Source organism: Nocardia rhizosphaerae, assembly GCF_042650365.1.
In the GTDB taxonomy this organism is placed as follows: domain Bacteria; phylum Actinomycetota; class Actinomycetes; order Mycobacteriales; family Mycobacteriaceae; genus Nocardia; species Nocardia rhizosphaerae.
In genome coordinates, this window is the sequence record NZ_JBHSBA010000003.1 from 1,400,472 (window position 1) to 1,417,612 (window position 17,141).

A 17,141-nucleotide genomic window follows, 5' to 3' on the forward strand; every position below is an offset into this window, starting at 1 on the left:
AAGTGGATGACGGAAGGCTACGCGGAGGGCTGGTCCGGGCAGCCACCGTCGATCATGTCGGCTCCGGCGGAGTTCCGACCGCAGGGCGGGACCAGCCGATGCTGAGTTGGACTGCGCGTCGCCACATTTCGTAGTCGTCGTCGCGGGGCTGGTGAGGGTGCCATTGGGCGGCGACTCTCCAGTTGCGGCGTAGACCAGGGAGGTCGGGCCAGAAGCCAACGGACAGGCCTGCGGCGTAGGCGGCGCCGAGGGAGACGGTTTCGGTGACCAAGGGGCGCATCACGGGGATGGCGAGGACGTCGGCGATGGTCTGCATGAGCAGGTTGTTGGTGGCCATGCCGCCTGCCACGCGCAGGGCGGTGGCGTGCAGACCCGCGTCGGCGTTCATGGCTTCCAGAACGTCGCGGGTCTGCCAGGCGGTGGCCTCTAGAGCGGCGCGCGCCAAATGACCCTTGGTGACGTAGGAAGTCAGGCCGATCAACAGCCCGCGGGCGTCGCTGCGCCAGTGTGGTGCGTACAGGCCGGAGAAGGCGGGGACCAGGTAGCAGCCGCCATTGTCGTCGACAGTGTTTGCGAGCGTTTCGATTTCGGGTGCGGTGGCGATCAGGCCGACGACGTCGCGCAGCCACTGCACCAGCGAACCGGTGACCGCGATCGGCCCCTCCAGCGCGTACACCGGGTCGGTGCCGACCTGGTAGCCGATGGTGGTGAGCAGTCCGTGCCGCGACCGGATCAGCTCGGATCCGGTGTTCATCATCAGGAATCCGCCGGTGCCGTAGGTGCATTCGGTCTCGCCGGGCGCGAAGCAGGTCTGGCCGAACAGTGCCGCGTGTTGATCGCCGAGTGCCGCGCCTATCCGCACACCGGGCGCGGCCGTGCGGGCGGTCCCGAAATCACCGGTCGACGGTTCGATGCGGGGGAGCATGGCGCGTGGAATGTCGAAGAAACGCACCAGTTCCTCGTCCCATTGCCGCGTGCGCAGGTTCATCAGCAGGGTCCGCCCCGCATTGGTGACGTCGGTGACATGACGCCCGCCGTCAGGGCCGCCGGTGAGGTTCCAGATCAGCCAGGATTCCATGGTGCCGAACAGCACGTCGCCGCGTTCTGCCCGCGCTCGGAGTTCGGGATCGGCGTCGAGTAGCCAGCGCAGCCGCGGTGCGGCGAAGTAGGTGGCCAGCGGCAGCCCGCTCAGCTCCGCGATCCGCTGCGCGCCCGGCTGTTCCCGCAACTGCTCGACCAGCGCCTCCGTTCGGATGTCCTGCCACACGATCGCGGGTCGCACCGGAACCCCGGTGTCGCGATCCCATACCACGGTGGTCTCACGCTGATTGGCGATCCCCATGGCCGCTACCTGGTCGACGCTGACTCCCGCATCGCGCAGCGCGGCGGGTACCAGCCGCTCGACGGTCCGCCAGATCTCCATCGCGTCCTGCTCCACCCAGCCCGACCGCGGATATCGCTGCCGATGGGTCCGCTGCGCGAGCCCGGCCAGCCGCGCATGCGCATCGAACACGATGCAGCGACTCGAGGTGGTGCCCTGATCGATGGCGAGTACGAACCGCGGTGTCATCGCCGTCTGCCCTCCGAATCGAGAGTTCGCGGCTCGGATTCCGCAGTCTCCGGCCACCGGCCGATGACACTCGTCCTGGTGCGCCGGGGAGACGCGGTCACCGCGATGGGCCTCATCGCGCCGCCGTGAGATCGCGATGGACGGCTGTCGCCGCGGCCCGGACCCGCTCGATCAACGCCGGACGTACCTGGAGACGGTTGTCGCACAGCCGGTCCGTCGGCCCGTTGATGCCGATCGCCGCGACAACCAGCCCACCCCTGGCGCGCACCGGGGCGGCGATACCCGCCTGCCCGGACCGGAATTCCTCGACCTCACCGGCCCAGCCGGTCCGCCGCACTTCGGCGACGGCTCGATCCAGCGCGGCCGGGCTGGTGATCGTGCGCCGGGTGAACGCGGGTAGTGCTCCGGGTTCCGTCGCGGTGTCGTAAGCGAGCAAGACCTTGCCCAGTGCGGTGGCGTGCGCGGGCAGCACCTCGCCCACCGCGAGCGCCTGCGCGCTGTTGTCCGGCCGGAACACGTGGTGGATCACGGTGACCTCCCCGTCCCGCGCCACCGCGATACGTACGGATTCGCCGGTGCGCGCGGCGAGCGCGTCGGCTCGGTGGATCGCTCGTGAGCGCAATTCGTTGACGTCGAGCCGGTCGGTGCCGAGCTCGTCGAGCGCGGGGCCGAGCAGATACTTTCCGGTCGCCGCGTCCTGGGTGACGAAACCCACCCCTAGCAGGGTGCGCAGGATGCCGTGCGCGGTCGGCTTGGCCAGATCCAGCGCGACCGCGATCTCGCCGACGGCCAGCGGACCCGGCCCGCGCGCGAGCAGGCGCAGCACGGCGGCGGCGCGTTCGATCGACTGGATCGGGCCAGGCACAGCTGGAACCTACCAGGCCGTTCGGCATTGTCGAACGGCACCCGTGGTCGGCGGCGCTCGCGATTCCTAGCGTGGAGACCGGCCGACGCCAGGCCGGGGTAGACGGACTCGACGCCGAGTCCGGGAAGGACAACGCGATGACGCGGTATGTGGGCGCGATCGATCAGGGCACGACCTCGACGCGCTTCATGGTCTTCGACCGGAACGGCGCCGTCGTGGCCCGGCATCAGCTCGAGCACGAGCAGATCATGCCGAAACCCGGCTGGGTGGAACACAATCCGGACGAGATCTGGGAACGCACCCGCACCGTGGTCAAGACCGCGCTGGCCACCGCCGATCTCACCGCCGCCGACCTGGCCGCCATCGGCGTCACCAATCAGCGTGAGACCACTGTGGTCTGGAATCGCCGCACCGGTCGCCCGTACTACAACGCGATCGTCTGGCAGGACACCCGCACCGACCGCATCATCGCCGCCCTCGACGCGGCCGGGCTCAGCGATCTCATCCGCGAGCGGACCGGCCTGCCGCCCGCGCCGTATTTCTCGGGCGGCAAGCTGCGCTGGATCCTCGACAACGTCGAGGGCGTGCGAGCTGACGCCGAGCGCGGTGACGCCCTGTTCGGCACTCTCGACACCTGGCTGATCTGGAACCTCACCGGCGGCATCCGCGGCGGTGTGCACGTCACCGACCCCACCAACGCCTCCCGCACCATGCTCATGGACCTGGAGACGCTGAGCTGGGACGACGAGCTGCTGCGCGTCTTCGGCATCCCGCGCGCCATGCTCCCGGCCATCGCCCCGTCGGCGAACCCGGCGGGCTTCGGCACAACCAACCCCGACGGCCCGTTCAAGGGTGCGGTGCCGATCGCGGGCGTGCTCGGCGACCAGCAGGCCGCGAGCGTCGGCCAGGTGTGCTTCCAGCCGGGCGAGGCCAAGAACACCTACGGCACCGGCAATTTCCTCATGCTCAACACCGGGCACGATATCGTGCGCTCGTCGCACGGCCTGCTCACCACCGTCGCCTACCAGTTCGGCGCCGACAAGCCCGTCTACGCGCTGGAGGGTTCCATCGCGGTCACCGGCTCGGCCGTGCAGTGGCTGCGTGATCAGCTCGGCGTCATCGCGGGCGCCGCGCAGATCGAGGACCTGGCCGGACAGGTCGCCGACTCCGGCGGCGTGTACTTCGTGCCCGCGTTCTCCGGGCTGTTCGCCCCGTACTGGCGGCCCGATGCGCGCGGCGCGGTGGTCGGGCTCTCGCGCTACAGCAACAACGCCCACCTGGCCAGGGCCACTCTGGAATCCATCGCCTACCAGACCCGCGATGTCGTCGAGGCCATGCAGCGCGATTCCGGCGTGCGGCTGGCGACGCTGCGGGTCGACGGCGGCGTCACCATGAACAAACTCGCCATGCAGATCCAGGCCGACCTGCTCGGTGTCCCGGTCTCACGCCCGGTTGTCGCCGAGACCACCGCGCTCGGCGCGGCTTACGCGGCCGGTCTCGCGGTCGGGGTCTGGAAATCCACCGACGAACTGCTCGCGAACTGGCACGAAGACGTCCGCTGGTTCCCCGCCTGGTCCGACGAGCAGCGCGAACGCGGCTACCGCCGCTGGCTCAAAGCCGTCGAACGCACCCTCGACTGGGCCGAACTCGACTGATGCACGATCACCTCGACAAGGAGCAAGCCGTGTCCATACCCCTGGACTCCACCTACCGCGCCGCGGCGATCGCGGCCCTCGACGACAACGAGATCGATGTGCTGGTGATCGGCGGCGGTGTCACCGGCGCGGGCGCCGCGCTCGACGCCGCCTCGCGCGGGCTCTCGGTCACCCTGGTCGAGGCCCGTGATTTCGCGGCCGGGACGTCGAGCCGTTCGTCCAAACTCATCCACGGCGGCCTGCGCTACCTGGAGCAGCTGGACTTCGCCCTGGTCCGCGAGGCGCTGAAAGAGCGTGGGCTGCTGCTGAACACGCTCGCCCCGCACCTGGTGCGCCCGGTCCCGTTCCTGTTCCCGTTGCAGCACCGGGTTTGGGAACGCGCCTACATCGGCGCCGGCGTGGCCCTCTACGACACCCTCGGTGGTGCCCGCGCCGTGCCCATGCACAAGCACCTGACCCGTTCCGGCGCACTGGAACTCGCGCCCGCACTGCGTGACGACGCGATGACCGGCGCTATCCGCTACTACGACGCCCAGGTCGACGACGCCCGCCACACCATGATGATCGCCAGGACCGCCGCCGATCACGGCGCGACGGTGCTCACCCGAACCAAGGTCACCGGGCTGGTCCGGGACGGCGAGCGCGTGATCGGCGCGCAGGTGGTCGACCTGGAAACCGGGATACCGCACACGATCCGGGCCCGCAGCGTGATCAGCGCGACCGGCGTGTGGACCGACGACATGATCAAGCTGACGGGCGTCGACTTCCCGTTCCACGTGCAGATGTCCAAGGGTGTGCACATTCTCGTGCCCCGCGACCGGCTCGACCTGCACACCGGGCTGATCATGCGCACCGAGAAGTCGGTGCTGTTCGTGATCCCGTGGGCCGAGCACTGGATCATCGGTACCACCGACACCGCGTGGTCGCTGGACAAGAACCACCCCACCGCCACCGCCGCCGATGTGCGCTACATTCTCGACCACGTCAACGCGCTGTTGCGCGAGCCGTTGACCAGAGCCGACATCGTCGGCACCTATGCCGGTCTGCGTCCGTTGATGACCGGGGCGACGAAGGAGACCGCCAAGCTCTCCCGCGAGCACGCCGTCGCCGAGCCGGTGCCGGGGCTGTTCGTGATCGCGGGCGGCAAGTACACCACCTACCGGGTGATGGCCGCCGACGTGGTCGACGCCGTCGCCAACCGCCTCGGTGGTGACATCCCCGCCTCCGCGACCGCGCAGCTGCCCATCGTCGGTGCCGATGGCTACCGCGAAATGCGCGCCGAGACCAACGAACTGGCGGCCACGGCCGGCCTCCCCGCCGATGTCGTCGAGCATCTGCTCGGCCGGTACGGCGCCCTGGCCACCGACATCTTCGACCTGGTCGCGATCGACCCCACCCTGCGCAAGCCGCTGCCGGGCGCCCCCGACTACCTGGCCGCCGAGATCGTCTACGCGGTGACCAACGAGGGTGCCCTGCACCTGGACGATCTGCTCACCCGCCGCACCCGGATCTCCATCGAGGTCCCCGATCGCGGTCTCGCCGCCGCGCCGGAAGTCGCCCGGTTGATCGCGCCGCTGCTCGGCTGGGACGACGAGACGGCCGATGCCGAGATCAACCGCTACTACGACCGGGTGCACGCCGAACTCGCCGCCAACGAGGCGGGCGACGACGAGGCGGCCAACTCCGCCCGGCTGGTCGCGGTGCGGTGACACGTCGATGTGTCCCGCCTGCTGAACCCGAGCGGTTCGGCCGCGGCCTACCGCTTACCAACACGCCTGTATGTAAGCGGTAGGATCGCCCGATGACCAGCACCGCAGCCGATAAGCCGCAGCGCCGGACGCAGGAACAGCGCAGCAGCGAGATGCGCGTCCGGCTGCTCGACGCGACCATCGACTGCCTGGTCGAGTACGGCTACGCGGGGACGACCACGCCGCGGGTGGCCGAGCGCGCCGGTGTCACCCGGGGCGCGCAGGTGCACCATTTCGGGTCCAAGCACGATCTGGTTGTCGCCGCGATCAAGCATCTGGCCGAGCGGCGGGTAGCGGCTGCCATGAGCGAGGTGGCGCAGGTCAGGGTGGGTGCGGATCCGGTCGGCACCGCCCTCGAATTCCTCTGGGATCTGCACCAGGGACCGCTGTTCATCGCGACCGTGGAGTTGTGGTTGGCCGCCCGCACCGATCCGGTACTGGCCGCCGCCATGGCCGAGGTCGAACCGCTGGTCAACACCGCCGTGCTGCGCGCGGTGGCCGAACTGTTCCCGGACGACCTGCACCGCAAGGGCGCCCGCGACTTCACCTACACCGCGATGGACGCGCTCCGCGGCATCCTCGTCGCCAACTTCGTCGCCCCCGATCCCGAACGTGCCCATCGCCGCTGGCATCGCGCCATGGTGGACCTGCGCGCCGCCGCCGCGGCCGTGCTCGCCACCGGTTCGCGCTGACTTCGGCGAGCAGCCCCTTGCCGGTCGCTGATTCGTCCGCATCGGGTGGATGCTCGGGCCGTCCGGCCGGTTCCGCCCCTCGGCGCGGGTGAACCAGCAGGCAGTCCCGGTGACGGCCTCGGTATGCCCGCACGAACCCGACCGTCGACGAAGCGCCTCGACGGCGAAGTTCACCGGTTAGCGTGAACGCATGTTCAGTGAATCCCTCCCCGCTCGCGGGCTGTCATGAGCCGGGGCACCATCCTGATCACCGGCGCCAGCTCCGGGCTCGGCGCCGAGATGGCCCGCCAGTTCGCCGCCATCGGCTACGACCTCGGCCTGTGTGCCCGGCGTACCGCGCGGCTCGACGAGGTGCGCGCCGAGATCCTCGCCGCGCATCCCGAGCGCGTGGTGTCGGTGAAGCAGCTCGACGTCACCGACGACGCCGCCGTGTTCACCGTCTTCGACGAGTTCGTTGCCGAGTTCGGCACCGTCGACCGGGTGATCGTCAACGCGGGCCTCGGCAAGGGCGCGCCGATCGGCACCGGTAAGCACGCTGCCAACCGCGAGACCGCCGTGGTGAATTTCCTCGCCGCTCTGGCTCAGACCGAGGCCGCGATGAAGATCTTCCGCGCGCAAGGCCGTGGCCACCTGGTGATGATCTCCTCGATCTCCGGCCTGCGCGGCATGCCCAAGACGCTGACCACCTATGCCGCCACGAAGGCGGGCGTCGCCGCGCTGGCCGAGGGGCTGCGCGCCGAAGCTGTTCCCGGCGTGGATATCTCGGTGATCTATCCCGGCTACATCCGCTCGGAGATGAACGATCGGATCAAGCACGAGCCCCAGTTCATGGTCGATACCGAGACCGGCGTGCGGGCCATGGTCGCCGCCGTCGAGAAGCGCCGCGCCAAGGCGTACGTGCCGAGCTGGCCATGGGTGCCGATCGGTTTCGCTCTGCGTACTCTGCCGCTGCCGCTGGTCCGCAAACTTCTCTGACGAGGGCGAAAGCCGGGCAGGGCGAAAGAGTTCGCCCTGCCCGGCTTTCGTGTCTGCTGGTCACCCGAAAGCGTTGTGAAGATACATTCAGCGCTGTATGTTTGTGGCCAAGCGTGAGGATGGGAGTGCGATGGCGAACAAGGTCTATGTGATCGGCGTCGGGATGACGAAGTTCGAGAAGCCGGGCCGCAGGCAGGTGGTCGAAGCCGACGGTGGCAGCCGGGCCTGGGACTACCCGGACATGGCCCGCGAGGCCGGCGCCCGTGCGCTCGCCGACGCGGGTATCGACTATCGCGAGGTCCAGCAGGCCTATGTCGGCTATGTCTACGGCGAATCGACATCGGGACAGCGAGCGGTCTACGAACTCGGGATGACCGGCATCCCGGTGGTCAATGTCAACAACAACTGCTCCACCGGTTCGACCGCGCTCTACCTCGCGGCACAGGCGATCCGGGGCGGGCTGGCCGACTGCGCGCTGGCACTCGGCTTCGAGAAGATGCAGCCGGGCTCGCTCGCCTCCACCTGGGACGATCGCGAGCAGCCGATGGGCAGGCATGTGCTGGCGCTGGCCGAGATCTCCGAGGTGCTGTTCCCGGTGGCGCCGTGGATGTTCGGCGCGGCAGGGCGCGAATACATGAAGGAATACGGCGCCACCGCCGAGCACTTCGCCAAGATCGGCCACAAGAACCACAAGCACTCGGTGAACAATCCGTATTCGCAGTTCCAGGAAGAGTATTCGCTCGACGACATCCTCGGCTCGCGGATGATCTACGACCCGCTCACCAAACTGCAATGCTCGCCGACCTCCGACGGTTCCGGCGCGGCGATCCTGGCGAGCGAGGCGTTCGTGGACCGGCACGACCTGTCGGCCCAGGCGGTGGAGATCGTCGGGCAGGCGATGACCACCGACTTCACCTCCACCTTCGACGGCAGCGCCAAGAATCTGATCGGCTACGACATGAACGTCGTCGCCGCGCGACAGGTCTACGAGCAGTCCGGCCTCGGCGCCGACGATTTCCAGGTGATCGAGCTGCACGACTGCTTCTCGGCCAACGAACTGCTGCTCTACGAAGCGCTCGGCCTCTGCGGCGAGGGCGAGGCGCCGTCGCTGATCGACGCGGGCCAGACCACCTACGGCGGCAAGTGGGTGGTCAACCCCTCTGGCGGCCTGATCTCCAAGGGGCACCCGCTCGGCGCGACCGGGCTGGCCCAGTGCTCCGAGCTCACCTGGCAGCTGCGCGGCACCGCGGGAAAACGCCAGGTCGACGACGTCACCGCCGCGCTGCAGCACAACATCGGCCTCGGCGGCGCCGCCGTGGTCACCGCCTACCAGCGCGCCGTGCGCTGACCGCAGGAGAACCGACATGGGACACATCGAAGCCACCAAATCCGTCACCGCCACCCCCGAGGCCCTGTGGGCCGTCGTCTCGGATCCGCAGACCTGGGACAAGTGGTTCACCATCCACGAGAAGTTCATGGAGTCCCCGCCCGCCGTGCTCACCGAGGGCGCGGGCCTGGTCGCCAAGATCGTCATGCTCGGCATGGCGAACAAGATGGAGTGGACGGTGAAATCGGTCGAGGTGCCGAACCGGCTGACCCTCACCGGCGCCGGAATGGCCGGAGTGCGGACCGAATTCACCTTCGACATCCGGCCCGACGGCACCGGCAGCACCATCGTGGTCTCCGGCGACTTCGAGGGCGCCCTGATCAAGGGCGCGCTCGGCAAGGCCGTCGAGAAGGACGGCCGCACCCAGCTCGACAAGTCCCTCGACCAGCTCGACGCGCTGGCCTCGGCATAGGGCGGGAGCAGATGTCATCCCAGGCAGCGGGTCGGGTCGTCGAGTTCGACGAGTCCGGTCTGGAGAAATGGAGCGACGCCGAGGAATTCGCGGTCACTGCCGAGCGGATCGCGGAATACGCCGCCGCCACCAACGATCCGATCGAGGCGCACCGCGACGGTCTCGTCGCGCCGCCGGTGTTCGCCATCGTGCCGGTATTCGAGGCCATGATGATGCCGGTCATCGACGTGGCGCCGTTGGATGTCTTCGGCCGGGTCGTGCACGGCGAGCAGGACTTCCACTTCCATCGGTCGATCCGGCCGGGTGAAGTGCTCACGTCGCGGGCGAAGGCCGTCGGCTACACCAGCAAGTCCACCGGCAGTACCATCACGATCCTGGTCGAATGCCGCGATGCCGCAGGCGAATTGGTGAACGAGCAGTATCTCACCGCCTTCTTCCGCAATATCGACGCGGGCAGGTCGGTGGGGAAGCAAGCGCCTGCGCACCGTTTCGACGAAAGCCGCAGGGCCGCCACGCCGTTCGCTGTGGTCGAGCACCACGTCGACGACGACCAGACCTTCCGGTACTCGCCCGCCTCCGGCGACCCGGTGCCGCTGCACCTCGACGAGCAGGTGGCCAAGGACGCGGGCCTGCCCGGCATCATCGCGCACGGCCTGTGCACCATGGCCATGGCCTCCTGGGGTGTGCTCACCGCGACCGCGGGCTCCGACACGCACCGGTTGCGCCGTTTCGCGGTGCGCTTCGCCGAGCTCGTCTTCCCCGGTGACGATCTGCAGACCCGGATCTGGCCGGTCACCAGCGCCGACGGCGTCACCACCTACGCGTTCGAGACGGTACGCGGGGAGGACGTCGTGCTCAGCGACGGTCTCGCCGTGATCACCGACTGAACCCCTCATACACAGGAGTCATCCATGAGTTCCCTGGCAGGCAAGGTCGCCGTGATCACCGGCGCCGGGCGTGGCATCGGGCGCGAGCACGCGCTGCTGTTCGCCCGCGAAGGCGCCATGGTCGTGGTGAACGATCTCGGCGGCAGCAACGCGGGCGAAGGCGCCGACGTCGGCCCGGCCCAGCGGGTCGCCGACGAGATCCGCGCCGCGGGTGGCGAGGCGGTCGCCAACACCGACAACATCGCGACCTGGGACGGTGCGCGCACCCTGATCGAGCAGGCCGTCGCGGAGTTCGGCGGGCTCGACATCGTGGTGAACAACGCGGGCATCCTGCGCGATGTGTTCGTCGCCGCGATGGACGAGGCTCAGTGGGACGCCGTGATCGCCGTGCATCTCAAGGGCCACGCCGCGGTGCTGCACCACGCGGCCGCCTACTGGAAGGCGCAGAGCAAAGCCGGAAATCAGCCCAACGCGGCCGTCATCAACACGGCCTCGGCCTCGGGCGTCACCCTGCCGAACGCGGGCCAGGCCAACTACGGTGCGGCCAAGGCGGGCATCGCGGCGCTCACCCAGGTCGCGGCCGAGGAGCTGGGCCGCTACGGCGTGCGGGTCAACGCGATCGCCCCGATCGCCCGCACCCGGCTCACCCTGGCCACTCCCGGCATGGGGGAGATGTTCGCCGCCGAGGCCGCCGCGGCTGAGGAGTCCGGCTCGTTCGACGCGTTCAGCCCGGCCAACATCTCGCCGCTGGTGGCCTACCTGGCCTCCGACAAGTGCCCGATCAGCGGCAAGGTGTTCGCCGTGCAGGGCGGCGCCATCTCCGAGCTGGCAGGCTGGCACGACGTGAAGACCATCGAGACCGAAGGGCCGTGGGCGATCGACGACATCGCCGCGCGGCTGCCCTGAGCACGGGAGACGACGATGATCGAATGGTCCGAGACGGATCTCATGATCCGCGACGCGGTGCGCACCTTCATCGACAAGGAGGTGCGCCCCCACCTGGACGCCCTCGACAGTGGTGAGATGCTGCCGTACCCGATCCTGCGGAAGCTGTTCAGCCAGTTCGGGATCGACGCCATGGGTGAGGACGCCGTGGCCAAGATGCTGGCCAAGGAGGCGGCGGGCCCCGGCGAGAAGTCCGGTGGCGGCTCGCCGTTCGGTGGGCAGCAGTCGATGATGGCGGTGCTGATCAGCGAATTGTCCGGCGTCTGCATGGGTTTGGTGTCGGCGCTCGGCGTGAGCATCGGGCTCGGCGCCACCACCATCATGTCGCGGGGCACTCTCGCTCAGAAACAGCGCTGGCTGGCCGACATCGTGACGCTGCGCAAGGTGGCGTCGTGGGCGATCACCGAGCCCGACTCCGGTTCGGATGCCTTCGGCGGCATGAAGACTCGCGTCGAGCGCGACGGCGAGGGCTACATCCTCAACGGCCAGAAGACCTTCATCACCAACGGCCCGTGCGCCGATGTGATGATCGTCTACGCCAAGCTCGACGAAGGCGACGGCGCCGAGAAGCGCGACCGCAAGGTGCTCACCTTCGTGCTGGACAAGGGCATGGAGGGACTCACCCAGGGCAAGCCGTTCAAGAAGATGGGCTTGCACTCCTCACCCACCGGTGAGCTGTTCTTCGACAACGTGCGCCTGGGCCGGGACCGGCTGCTGGGCGAGACCGAGGAGCACAAGGGCGGCGACGGACGCGAGAGCGCCCGAGCGAGCTTCACGGCCGAACGGATCGGCGTGGGGTTCATGGCGCTCGGCATTATCGAGCAGTGCCATCGACTCTGCGTCGACTACGCGCGCAGCCGCACCCTGTGGGGCCAGGAGATCGGGCGCTTCCAGCTGATCCAGCTCAAGCTGGCGAAGATGGAGATCGCCCGGATCAATGTGCAGAACATGGTGTTCAACGTGCTCGAGCGAGCGAAGGCGGGCAAGCCGCCGAGCCTGGCCGAAGCGTCGGCGATGAAGCTGTACTGCTCGGAGGCGGCCACCGAGGTGGCGATGGAGGCGGTGCAGCTGTTCGGCGGCAACGGCTACATGAGCGAATACCGCGTCGAACAGCTCGCGCGCGACGCGAAGTCGCTGATGATCTACGCGGGCAGCAACGAGATCCAGGTGACCCATATCGCCAAGGGTCTGCTCGGTAAGTGAGTGCGCGCGGCACCCCGAGCGCGGGTGCCGCGCGGCTCAGACCGCGCGCAGGTGGCCGCGACTGGCGTAGATGTGCTCGGCGATGAGCGTCGCGATCCGGTCCGGCGCCTCCAGCATCGGCACGTGCCCCACTCCGTGCACCAGGATCCGATCCGCGGAGGCGGGGAGCTCGCGCAGGTAGCGGGTGGCGTACACGCGGTTGGGGATGATCCGGTCGTACTCGGCGAGCAGCATCCGCACCGGGGCGGTGAGCTCACCGAGATCGTCCATGCCCGGTGCGCGCAGGCTGCCCAGGATCAGCGGGAGCATCGCGTCGCAGTGCAGCACCGCGGTGATGGTCGTGGCCAGGTCGCGGCGAGCCACCGCGCCGGTGTTCTTGGCCAGCAGGAACGCGACCACCTGCTGCACCAGCGGATTGTTGATCGCCAGGCCACCGAGCAGCTTGCCGATCTCGACGAACGGGATCATCGCCGCGAACTTCATCCCGATGCGGACCTGACTGAGCGACGGTGACGCCCAGCCACCCGCGGCGGCCACCGTGGTGAGCGTGCGGGCCCTGCCACGGCGCGCGAGCTCCAGCCCGACCCAGCCACCCAGCGAGTTACCCGCGATATGACAGGTCCGCCAGCCCAGTTCGTCGAGCTGACGCTCGATCTGATCGGCCAGCGCGTACACATCCAGCGAGCTACCGTCGACCTGCGGCCCACCCCAGTGCCCGGCGAACGCGGGCGCGTACACCTCGCAACTCGCCGCCATCCGGCGCGCCACCTGCTCCCAGCAGTGCGGCGACAACATGAACCCGTGCAACAGCAGTACCGGGTCGCCGGACCCGAGATGCAGGGCCGCGACGGGCGCGGGACGGGCAGCGGGCTTCGCGGTGCGTGACGTCATCGTCATTCACCCCTTCCTGGACGACGGTGTCCTCTCCGGAGCGTTCCTGACCTGCCATTGTACGGTTTCGGGGTGGCTCTCATCCTCTCAACAGTTAATTGTCAATAGGGGGTGTACGCTTGCGGTGTGGCTACCAGGGAAAACGTTGACGCACCATCGGATTGGGTCCTCTACTTCCGCAAGTCCGGGCCCGGCGACAAGTCGATCGAGGACCAGGAGCGCGTCGGCCGTCGCGACATCGCCAGCATCGGGGGCACCGTCGTCGCGACCTTCAGCGACAACCTCTCGGCGTCGCGTTACCGCCGCGTCCAGGACCGGCCAGGATTCCAGCAGGCACGCAAGGCAATCCAGGCGGGCAAGGCGCGAGGCCTCTGGACGTTCGCCGCGAACAGGGCACACCGCGACCTCGACGACTATGTGGATCTGCGACGCCTGTGCATCGAGACCGGCTCCCTGTGGCGGTACGGCGGCCGCACCTACGACCTGTCGCAGACCGCGGACCGGCGCACCGCGAACGCTGACGCGCTGCGGGCGGAGGAGTACAGCGACGACCTGGCCGACGCGATCAACCGCGGTGTGAGTCTCGCGCTCGAGGACGGCAAGCCCCACGGCCGCCTGCCCCGCGGCTACCGGATCATCCGAGACGAGCTAACCGGCAAGCCGATCGAGCGCCGCGCGATCCCCGAGCAGGCCGCCGTGATCCGATGGGCGGCCGAGCAGGCACTCGCCGGCGCGAGCATGCACGCACTGTCGAAGGAGTTTGGCGAACGGTGGGCGACCGCTGGCGGCAAGCCCTTCAAGCATGGCGTAGTGGATCAGCGGTTGCTGCGGCGAATGCTGATCAACCCGACCTACGCTGGTTTGCGCACTCACCGCGGGGAGGTGCGCCGCATTGGGACCTGGGAGTCGATCCTCGACGTCGGGATTCACCAGCAGCTCGTCGCTCTGCTGACCGACCCGAAGCGCAAGCTGCATCGCGGCACAACGCCGCGGTACTTGTGCACCCACATCGCCGAGTGCGGAGTGTGCGGTGACGGCGTTGGTGCTCGGAGGCCGACTTCTCGTGTCGGCAAGCCGTGCCCGCCGGTGTACCGCTGCCGCCTCGGTCATGTGAGCCGCAGGATGGAGCGAGTCGACGAGCACGTCGAGGAGCTGCTGATGCAGATGCTCGAGACCACCTCAGTGTCGTCAATGCTGGGCGAGACCGAGGACGGCGCCAAAGTGATCGACAGGGAGCTGGCCCTCATTGAGGAACTGCGCAAGGAGAGCACCGAGTACGTGCGGGAGGCGGCACGCACGAGGATGCGGGCCGAGCTGGTCGCGGTGTATGTCGACGGCCTGGATGATCAGATCCGAGAGGCCGAGGAGCGCATCGCGGCGATCACCGGCTCGTATGCGTCAGATCTGCTGCTGGAGCTGGCGAAGGACCCCCGCCGCAAGTGGCAGGACTATGACCTGCTCCAGCGGCGTGAGGTGCTGCGCCAGACGGTGCGGATTGTCGTCATGCCCGCGCCGCGCGGCGGCTTCGGCCAGGAGGGGCCATTGCATGTCGACGTGTTCCCGGCGGGCGCGCTGCATCGCGGCGAGGGCGCGGTGTCATCGAAGGGAAAGCGCTGGCCGACGTGGTATGCCGAGCAGTCCGGCGGCCGTGATGCCGATTAGCCCTGGCACGGTCCACCATTGACCCCAGGTGCCGAGCCATGTCGCGAGCTGGCTGCGGTCGATGACGAGGAGCGACAGCACGTATGCCGCGATGACGACACCAACCGCACCGGCCATCGCCATGCCGGCGAGCTGGCCGTGGATGCCGTGGTCTCGGACGCCGACGGCGGCGGCCGCGGTGACGAGCAGCGCGGTGACCAGGATGGCTGTCCAGAAGACTGCGAGGTAGGCGACGCCTGACGGGTCGGCCAGTGCGCCGTTGTCGTCGATCGCGGTTGTGCGGGCATCCGAGGTCCGATGCAGCCCCACCATTGCCACAGCTACCACCGCGCTCGCGATCAGCGAGCACCGGCGGGAATCGAATGTCCTATCACCTGGTAGGGATTCGATGAGGGCATTCGCCGATTGTCCGGCAAAGAAGGAGCACGCCGACAGCAGGTAAAGACCTTTGAGCAGATCGGAGATATTCTCGCCCAGCCCTATTCGCGCGGCCGCGGGGTCGAGGAGGTCGTCTCCGAATTCGGCGAGGCCGAGGATTGTCGCCGCGGTGACAGAGGCGATGGCCGCGGTGAAGCGCGGGAAGTCGAGATCGTCAGACTTCAACTCGGAGTGGAATCGCATCCGCGCGAGGACGACTGCGCTCGAGGCCGCGAGCAGGATGCAGGCTAGTAGCAGGGGTGACACGCGGTGAGCGTATCGCCTGCGTATGACAGAAACCGGGGAATCGCTGCGCCTACCTGCGGCGCTTCGGGTTGAGCGCTTTGCGCCAGGTGTCGGCGGCTCGCTCTGCATGGGAGGGGATTTCGCCGTTGTGGACCATCGCCCATGCTTCGGCCTTGAGCGCGCCGGGTTCCAGGCCGAGGACGATCTCGATGACGTCGAGCTCGGGACCGGTGACCGCGCGCTCGCCCATCTCGGTGCGCCGGTAGGTGTTGAGCTTCATGCCGACAGCAGCGGCCATTGCCAGCTGGGTGGGAAATCTACCCCGGCGGGCGGATTCGATTACCGCACCGTAGGCAATGCGGAGTTGTCGTCGTAGCTCATCGAATTCGCTCACGCCGCACCGCCTTTCAAACTGTCGTGGATCGGAGGCAATGTATCAGCGATCGTCGGGCGACCTGCCGGTTACCGGATTGTGACGTTATCGGTTTTCCATTCTTGGAAACGGCGCGCTTGCTGCTGAGTAGCGTGGTCGCCAGAAAGTCCGCCCTGCAGGGAGGGGCGGTGTAGCTGCCAGGGGGCATCGTGCACGACACCGGAGAGTCCGACCATCGTCTGTCCAGCATGATCGGAGTGGTGGAGCGGCCGCCGGTGGGGCGAGTGTCGATCGCACCTGACGGCCTCCTGGAAATCGGCGCGCTCATGCTGCGCGATGGTCGTGTCTATATGGTGCCGCGCCACGGTGTCTCGGATGTGCAAATGGACATCCTTCGCGACGAGGCTCGGCGAGCAGCCATCTGTGGCGCTGGCCGCCATTGGCCTCATCGTCGAGGCGGTCGGCTGATTGGCGTCCGAGAGGATCAGTCGACGTCATCCAGGGAGTCTAGGACGGCTTCCTCGTCTGTCGGCGAGAGCGGAGCCAGCTTCGCGCGGCGATTCCATGCGAGGTCGTAATCGCCCTGGTCATCCCAGTCGGAGAAGCGCGCCCGGCCGAGGGCGTCGATGAACTGCTGCACCTTGGCGATGTCTTCCGCCGGTAGCAGGGTTAGCCGCTCAGCGGCGAATGCGATGTTCGCGGCGCGCAGCTGCCCGAGTGCGCCGGTCGCGAAGTCGGCCTTCACCTGAACGAGCGGGGCGTCCGAGCGTGGCTTCCGCCCACTGCTGGAGCCTTCCCGCGCGCTCCCAATGCGTGCCGCGATCTGGCTCAGATCGATGCTCGGGTCCGTGCGCCAGCGATCTAGGATTCCTTGCTCCCAGCCGAGTGCGGCTTCGATCTTGGTCCGATTCGCTTCCCATGGCCACGTCTCGGCCGACTCGAGATTACTGACCGTGCGGATGTTGACGCCGGCCAAGCGCGCGAAGGCGTTCGCGCTCAGATGGCGGGACAACCGCTCTTGCTGTATCGCGGCGCCGATCGCCCTGCGTCGCGCCGCATCATCCGCAGCATCATTACCCGTCATGTACCCATCTTGTGGGAACACGTAGGAACAATTCAAGCCGTGAGGCATGTTCCTGACCTGCGAATTTCCTGGCAACCAGTCGCAACATTGCGTACACAATCGCCCTCTAGGACCGTGTAGATGCGGCGA

At 68.2% G+C, this 17,141-nt stretch carries 16 protein-coding genes; 10 read left to right on the forward strand and 6 right to left on the reverse strand.

Annotated elements, in window-relative coordinates:
- Positions 1 to 52: 52 nt before the first annotated feature.
- Together glpK (ACFOW8_RS07975) and ACFOW8_RS07980 are read right to left on the reverse strand one after the other, a co-directional pair.
- Positions 53 to 1,570, reverse strand: coding sequence for a glycerol kinase GlpK (glpK, locus tag ACFOW8_RS07975; RefSeq protein WP_378547632.1), 1,518 nt, complete (start codon positions 1,568 to 1,570; stop codon positions 53 to 55).
- A 112-nt stretch (positions 1,571 to 1,682) separates the two neighbouring features.
- Positions 1,683 to 2,435 (reverse strand): IclR family transcriptional regulator, encoded by a 753-nt coding sequence (locus ACFOW8_RS07980; protein ID WP_378547634.1) that lies wholly within the window; start codon positions 2,433 to 2,435, stop codon positions 1,683 to 1,685.
- Positions 2,436 to 2,572: 137 nt separating this feature from the next.
- On the opposite strand from ACFOW8_RS07980, the gene glpK (ACFOW8_RS07985) reads away from it, so the two are divergent.
- From glpK (ACFOW8_RS07985) to ACFOW8_RS08025, 9 genes are all read left to right on the forward strand, one after another.
- The gene (gene glpK, locus ACFOW8_RS07985; RefSeq protein WP_378547636.1) at positions 2,573 to 4,090 is read left to right on the forward strand and encodes a glycerol kinase GlpK; all 1,518 of its coding nucleotides are present in this window, start codon (positions 2,573 to 2,575) and stop codon (positions 4,088 to 4,090) included.
- On the forward strand, positions 4,090 to 5,799 hold the full coding sequence (locus ACFOW8_RS07990; RefSeq protein WP_378547638.1) for a glycerol-3-phosphate dehydrogenase/oxidase: 1,710 nt from the start codon (positions 4,090 to 4,092) through the stop codon (positions 5,797 to 5,799). Before glpK (ACFOW8_RS07985) ends, ACFOW8_RS07990 begins: the two co-directional genes overlap by 1 nt.
- 92 nt (positions 5,800 to 5,891) lie before the next feature.
- Positions 5,892 to 6,530, forward strand: a complete 639-nt coding sequence (locus tag ACFOW8_RS07995; RefSeq protein WP_378547640.1) for a TetR/AcrR family transcriptional regulator — start codon at positions 5,892 to 5,894, stop codon at positions 6,528 to 6,530.
- A 225-nt stretch (positions 6,531 to 6,755) separates the two neighbouring features.
- Positions 6,756 to 7,505: an SDR family oxidoreductase gene (locus ACFOW8_RS08000; RefSeq protein WP_378547642.1), complete on the forward strand. Its 750-nt coding sequence runs from the start codon at positions 6,756 to 6,758 to the stop codon at positions 7,503 to 7,505.
- A gap of 130 nt (positions 7,506 to 7,635) precedes the next feature.
- The gene (locus ACFOW8_RS08005) at positions 7,636 to 8,853 is read left to right on the forward strand and encodes a lipid-transfer protein (RefSeq protein WP_378547644.1); all 1,218 of its coding nucleotides are present in this window, start codon (positions 7,636 to 7,638) and stop codon (positions 8,851 to 8,853) included.
- A gap of 16 nt (positions 8,854 to 8,869) precedes the next feature.
- Positions 8,870 to 9,304, forward strand: coding sequence for a type II toxin-antitoxin system Rv0910 family toxin (locus tag ACFOW8_RS08010; RefSeq protein ID WP_378547646.1), 435 nt, complete (start codon positions 8,870 to 8,872; stop codon positions 9,302 to 9,304).
- Positions 9,305 to 9,315: 11 nt separating this feature from the next.
- Positions 9,316 to 10,191, forward strand: a complete 876-nt coding sequence (locus tag ACFOW8_RS08015; protein ID WP_378547648.1) for a MaoC/PaaZ C-terminal domain-containing protein — start codon at positions 9,316 to 9,318, stop codon at positions 10,189 to 10,191.
- A gap of 24 nt (positions 10,192 to 10,215) precedes the next feature.
- The gene (locus ACFOW8_RS08020) at positions 10,216 to 11,097 is read left to right on the forward strand and encodes an SDR family oxidoreductase (protein ID WP_378547650.1); all 882 of its coding nucleotides are present in this window, start codon (positions 10,216 to 10,218) and stop codon (positions 11,095 to 11,097) included.
- Positions 11,098 to 11,112: 15 nt separating this feature from the next.
- Positions 11,113 to 12,339 (forward strand): acyl-CoA dehydrogenase family protein, encoded by a 1,227-nt coding sequence (locus ACFOW8_RS08025; protein WP_378547652.1) that lies wholly within the window; start codon positions 11,113 to 11,115, stop codon positions 12,337 to 12,339.
- A 36-nt stretch (positions 12,340 to 12,375) separates the two neighbouring features.
- On the opposite strand, the gene ACFOW8_RS08030 is transcribed toward ACFOW8_RS08025, so the two are convergent.
- Positions 12,376 to 13,236: an alpha/beta fold hydrolase gene (locus tag ACFOW8_RS08030; protein WP_378547654.1), complete on the reverse strand. Its 861-nt coding sequence runs from the start codon at positions 13,234 to 13,236 to the stop codon at positions 12,376 to 12,378.
- 120 nt (positions 13,237 to 13,356) lie between these two features.
- On the opposite strand from ACFOW8_RS08030, the gene ACFOW8_RS08035 reads away from it, so the two are divergent.
- Positions 13,357 to 14,892, forward strand: coding sequence for a recombinase family protein (locus tag ACFOW8_RS08035; RefSeq protein ID WP_378547656.1), 1,536 nt, complete (start codon positions 13,357 to 13,359; stop codon positions 14,890 to 14,892).
- Here the strand turns inward: ACFOW8_RS08035 and ACFOW8_RS08040 are convergent.
- The 3 genes from ACFOW8_RS08040 to ACFOW8_RS08050 all read right to left on the reverse strand — a co-directional run bounded on the left by ACFOW8_RS08040 (position 14,827) and on the right by ACFOW8_RS08050 (position 17,012).
- Positions 14,827 to 15,576 (reverse strand): hypothetical protein, encoded by a 750-nt coding sequence (locus ACFOW8_RS08040; RefSeq protein ID WP_378547658.1) that lies wholly within the window; start codon positions 15,574 to 15,576, stop codon positions 14,827 to 14,829. The genes ACFOW8_RS08035 and ACFOW8_RS08040 overlap by 66 nt on opposite strands.
- 49 nt (positions 15,577 to 15,625) lie before the next feature.
- On the reverse strand, positions 15,626 to 15,949 hold the full coding sequence (locus ACFOW8_RS08045; protein WP_378547661.1) for a hypothetical protein: 324 nt from the start codon (positions 15,947 to 15,949) through the stop codon (positions 15,626 to 15,628).
- Between the two features lie 463 nt (positions 15,950 to 16,412).
- Positions 16,413 to 17,012 (reverse strand): helix-turn-helix domain-containing protein, encoded by a 600-nt coding sequence (locus tag ACFOW8_RS08050; protein WP_378547664.1) that lies wholly within the window; start codon positions 17,010 to 17,012, stop codon positions 16,413 to 16,415.
- Between the last annotated feature and the right edge of the window lie 129 nt (positions 17,013 to 17,141).

Coding starts and splice junctions, on each gene's coding strand:
- ACFOW8_RS08010 (WP_378547646.1), top strand. CDS start 8,870: ATGGGACACATCGAAGCCACCAAATCCGTCACCGCCACCCCCGAGGCC.
- ACFOW8_RS07995 (WP_378547640.1), top strand. CDS start 5,892: ATGACCAGCACCGCAGCCGATAAGCCGCAGCGCCGGACGCAGGAACAG.
- ACFOW8_RS08050 (WP_378547664.1), bottom strand. CDS start 17,012: ATGACGGGTAATGATGCTGCGGATGATGCGGCGCGACGCAGGGCGATC.
- ACFOW8_RS08020 (WP_378547650.1), top strand. CDS start 10,216: ATGAGTTCCCTGGCAGGCAAGGTCGCCGTGATCACCGGCGCCGGGCGT.
- ACFOW8_RS08005 (WP_378547644.1), top strand. CDS start 7,636: ATGGCGAACAAGGTCTATGTGATCGGCGTCGGGATGACGAAGTTCGAG.
- ACFOW8_RS08025 (WP_378547652.1), top strand. CDS start 11,113: ATGATCGAATGGTCCGAGACGGATCTCATGATCCGCGACGCGGTGCGC.
- ACFOW8_RS08015 (WP_378547648.1), top strand. CDS start 9,316: ATGTCATCCCAGGCAGCGGGTCGGGTCGTCGAGTTCGACGAGTCCGGT.
- glpK (WP_378547632.1), bottom strand. CDS start 1,570: ATGACACCGCGGTTCGTACTCGCCATCGATCAGGGCACCACCTCGAGT.
- glpK (WP_378547636.1), top strand. CDS start 2,573: ATGACGCGGTATGTGGGCGCGATCGATCAGGGCACGACCTCGACGCGC.
- ACFOW8_RS08000 (WP_378547642.1), top strand. CDS start 6,756: ATGAGCCGGGGCACCATCCTGATCACCGGCGCCAGCTCCGGGCTCGGC.
- ACFOW8_RS07990 (WP_378547638.1), top strand. CDS start 4,090: ATGCACGATCACCTCGACAAGGAGCAAGCCGTGTCCATACCCCTGGAC.
- ACFOW8_RS08030 (WP_378547654.1), bottom strand. CDS start 13,236: ATGACGATGACGTCACGCACCGCGAAGCCCGCTGCCCGTCCCGCGCCC.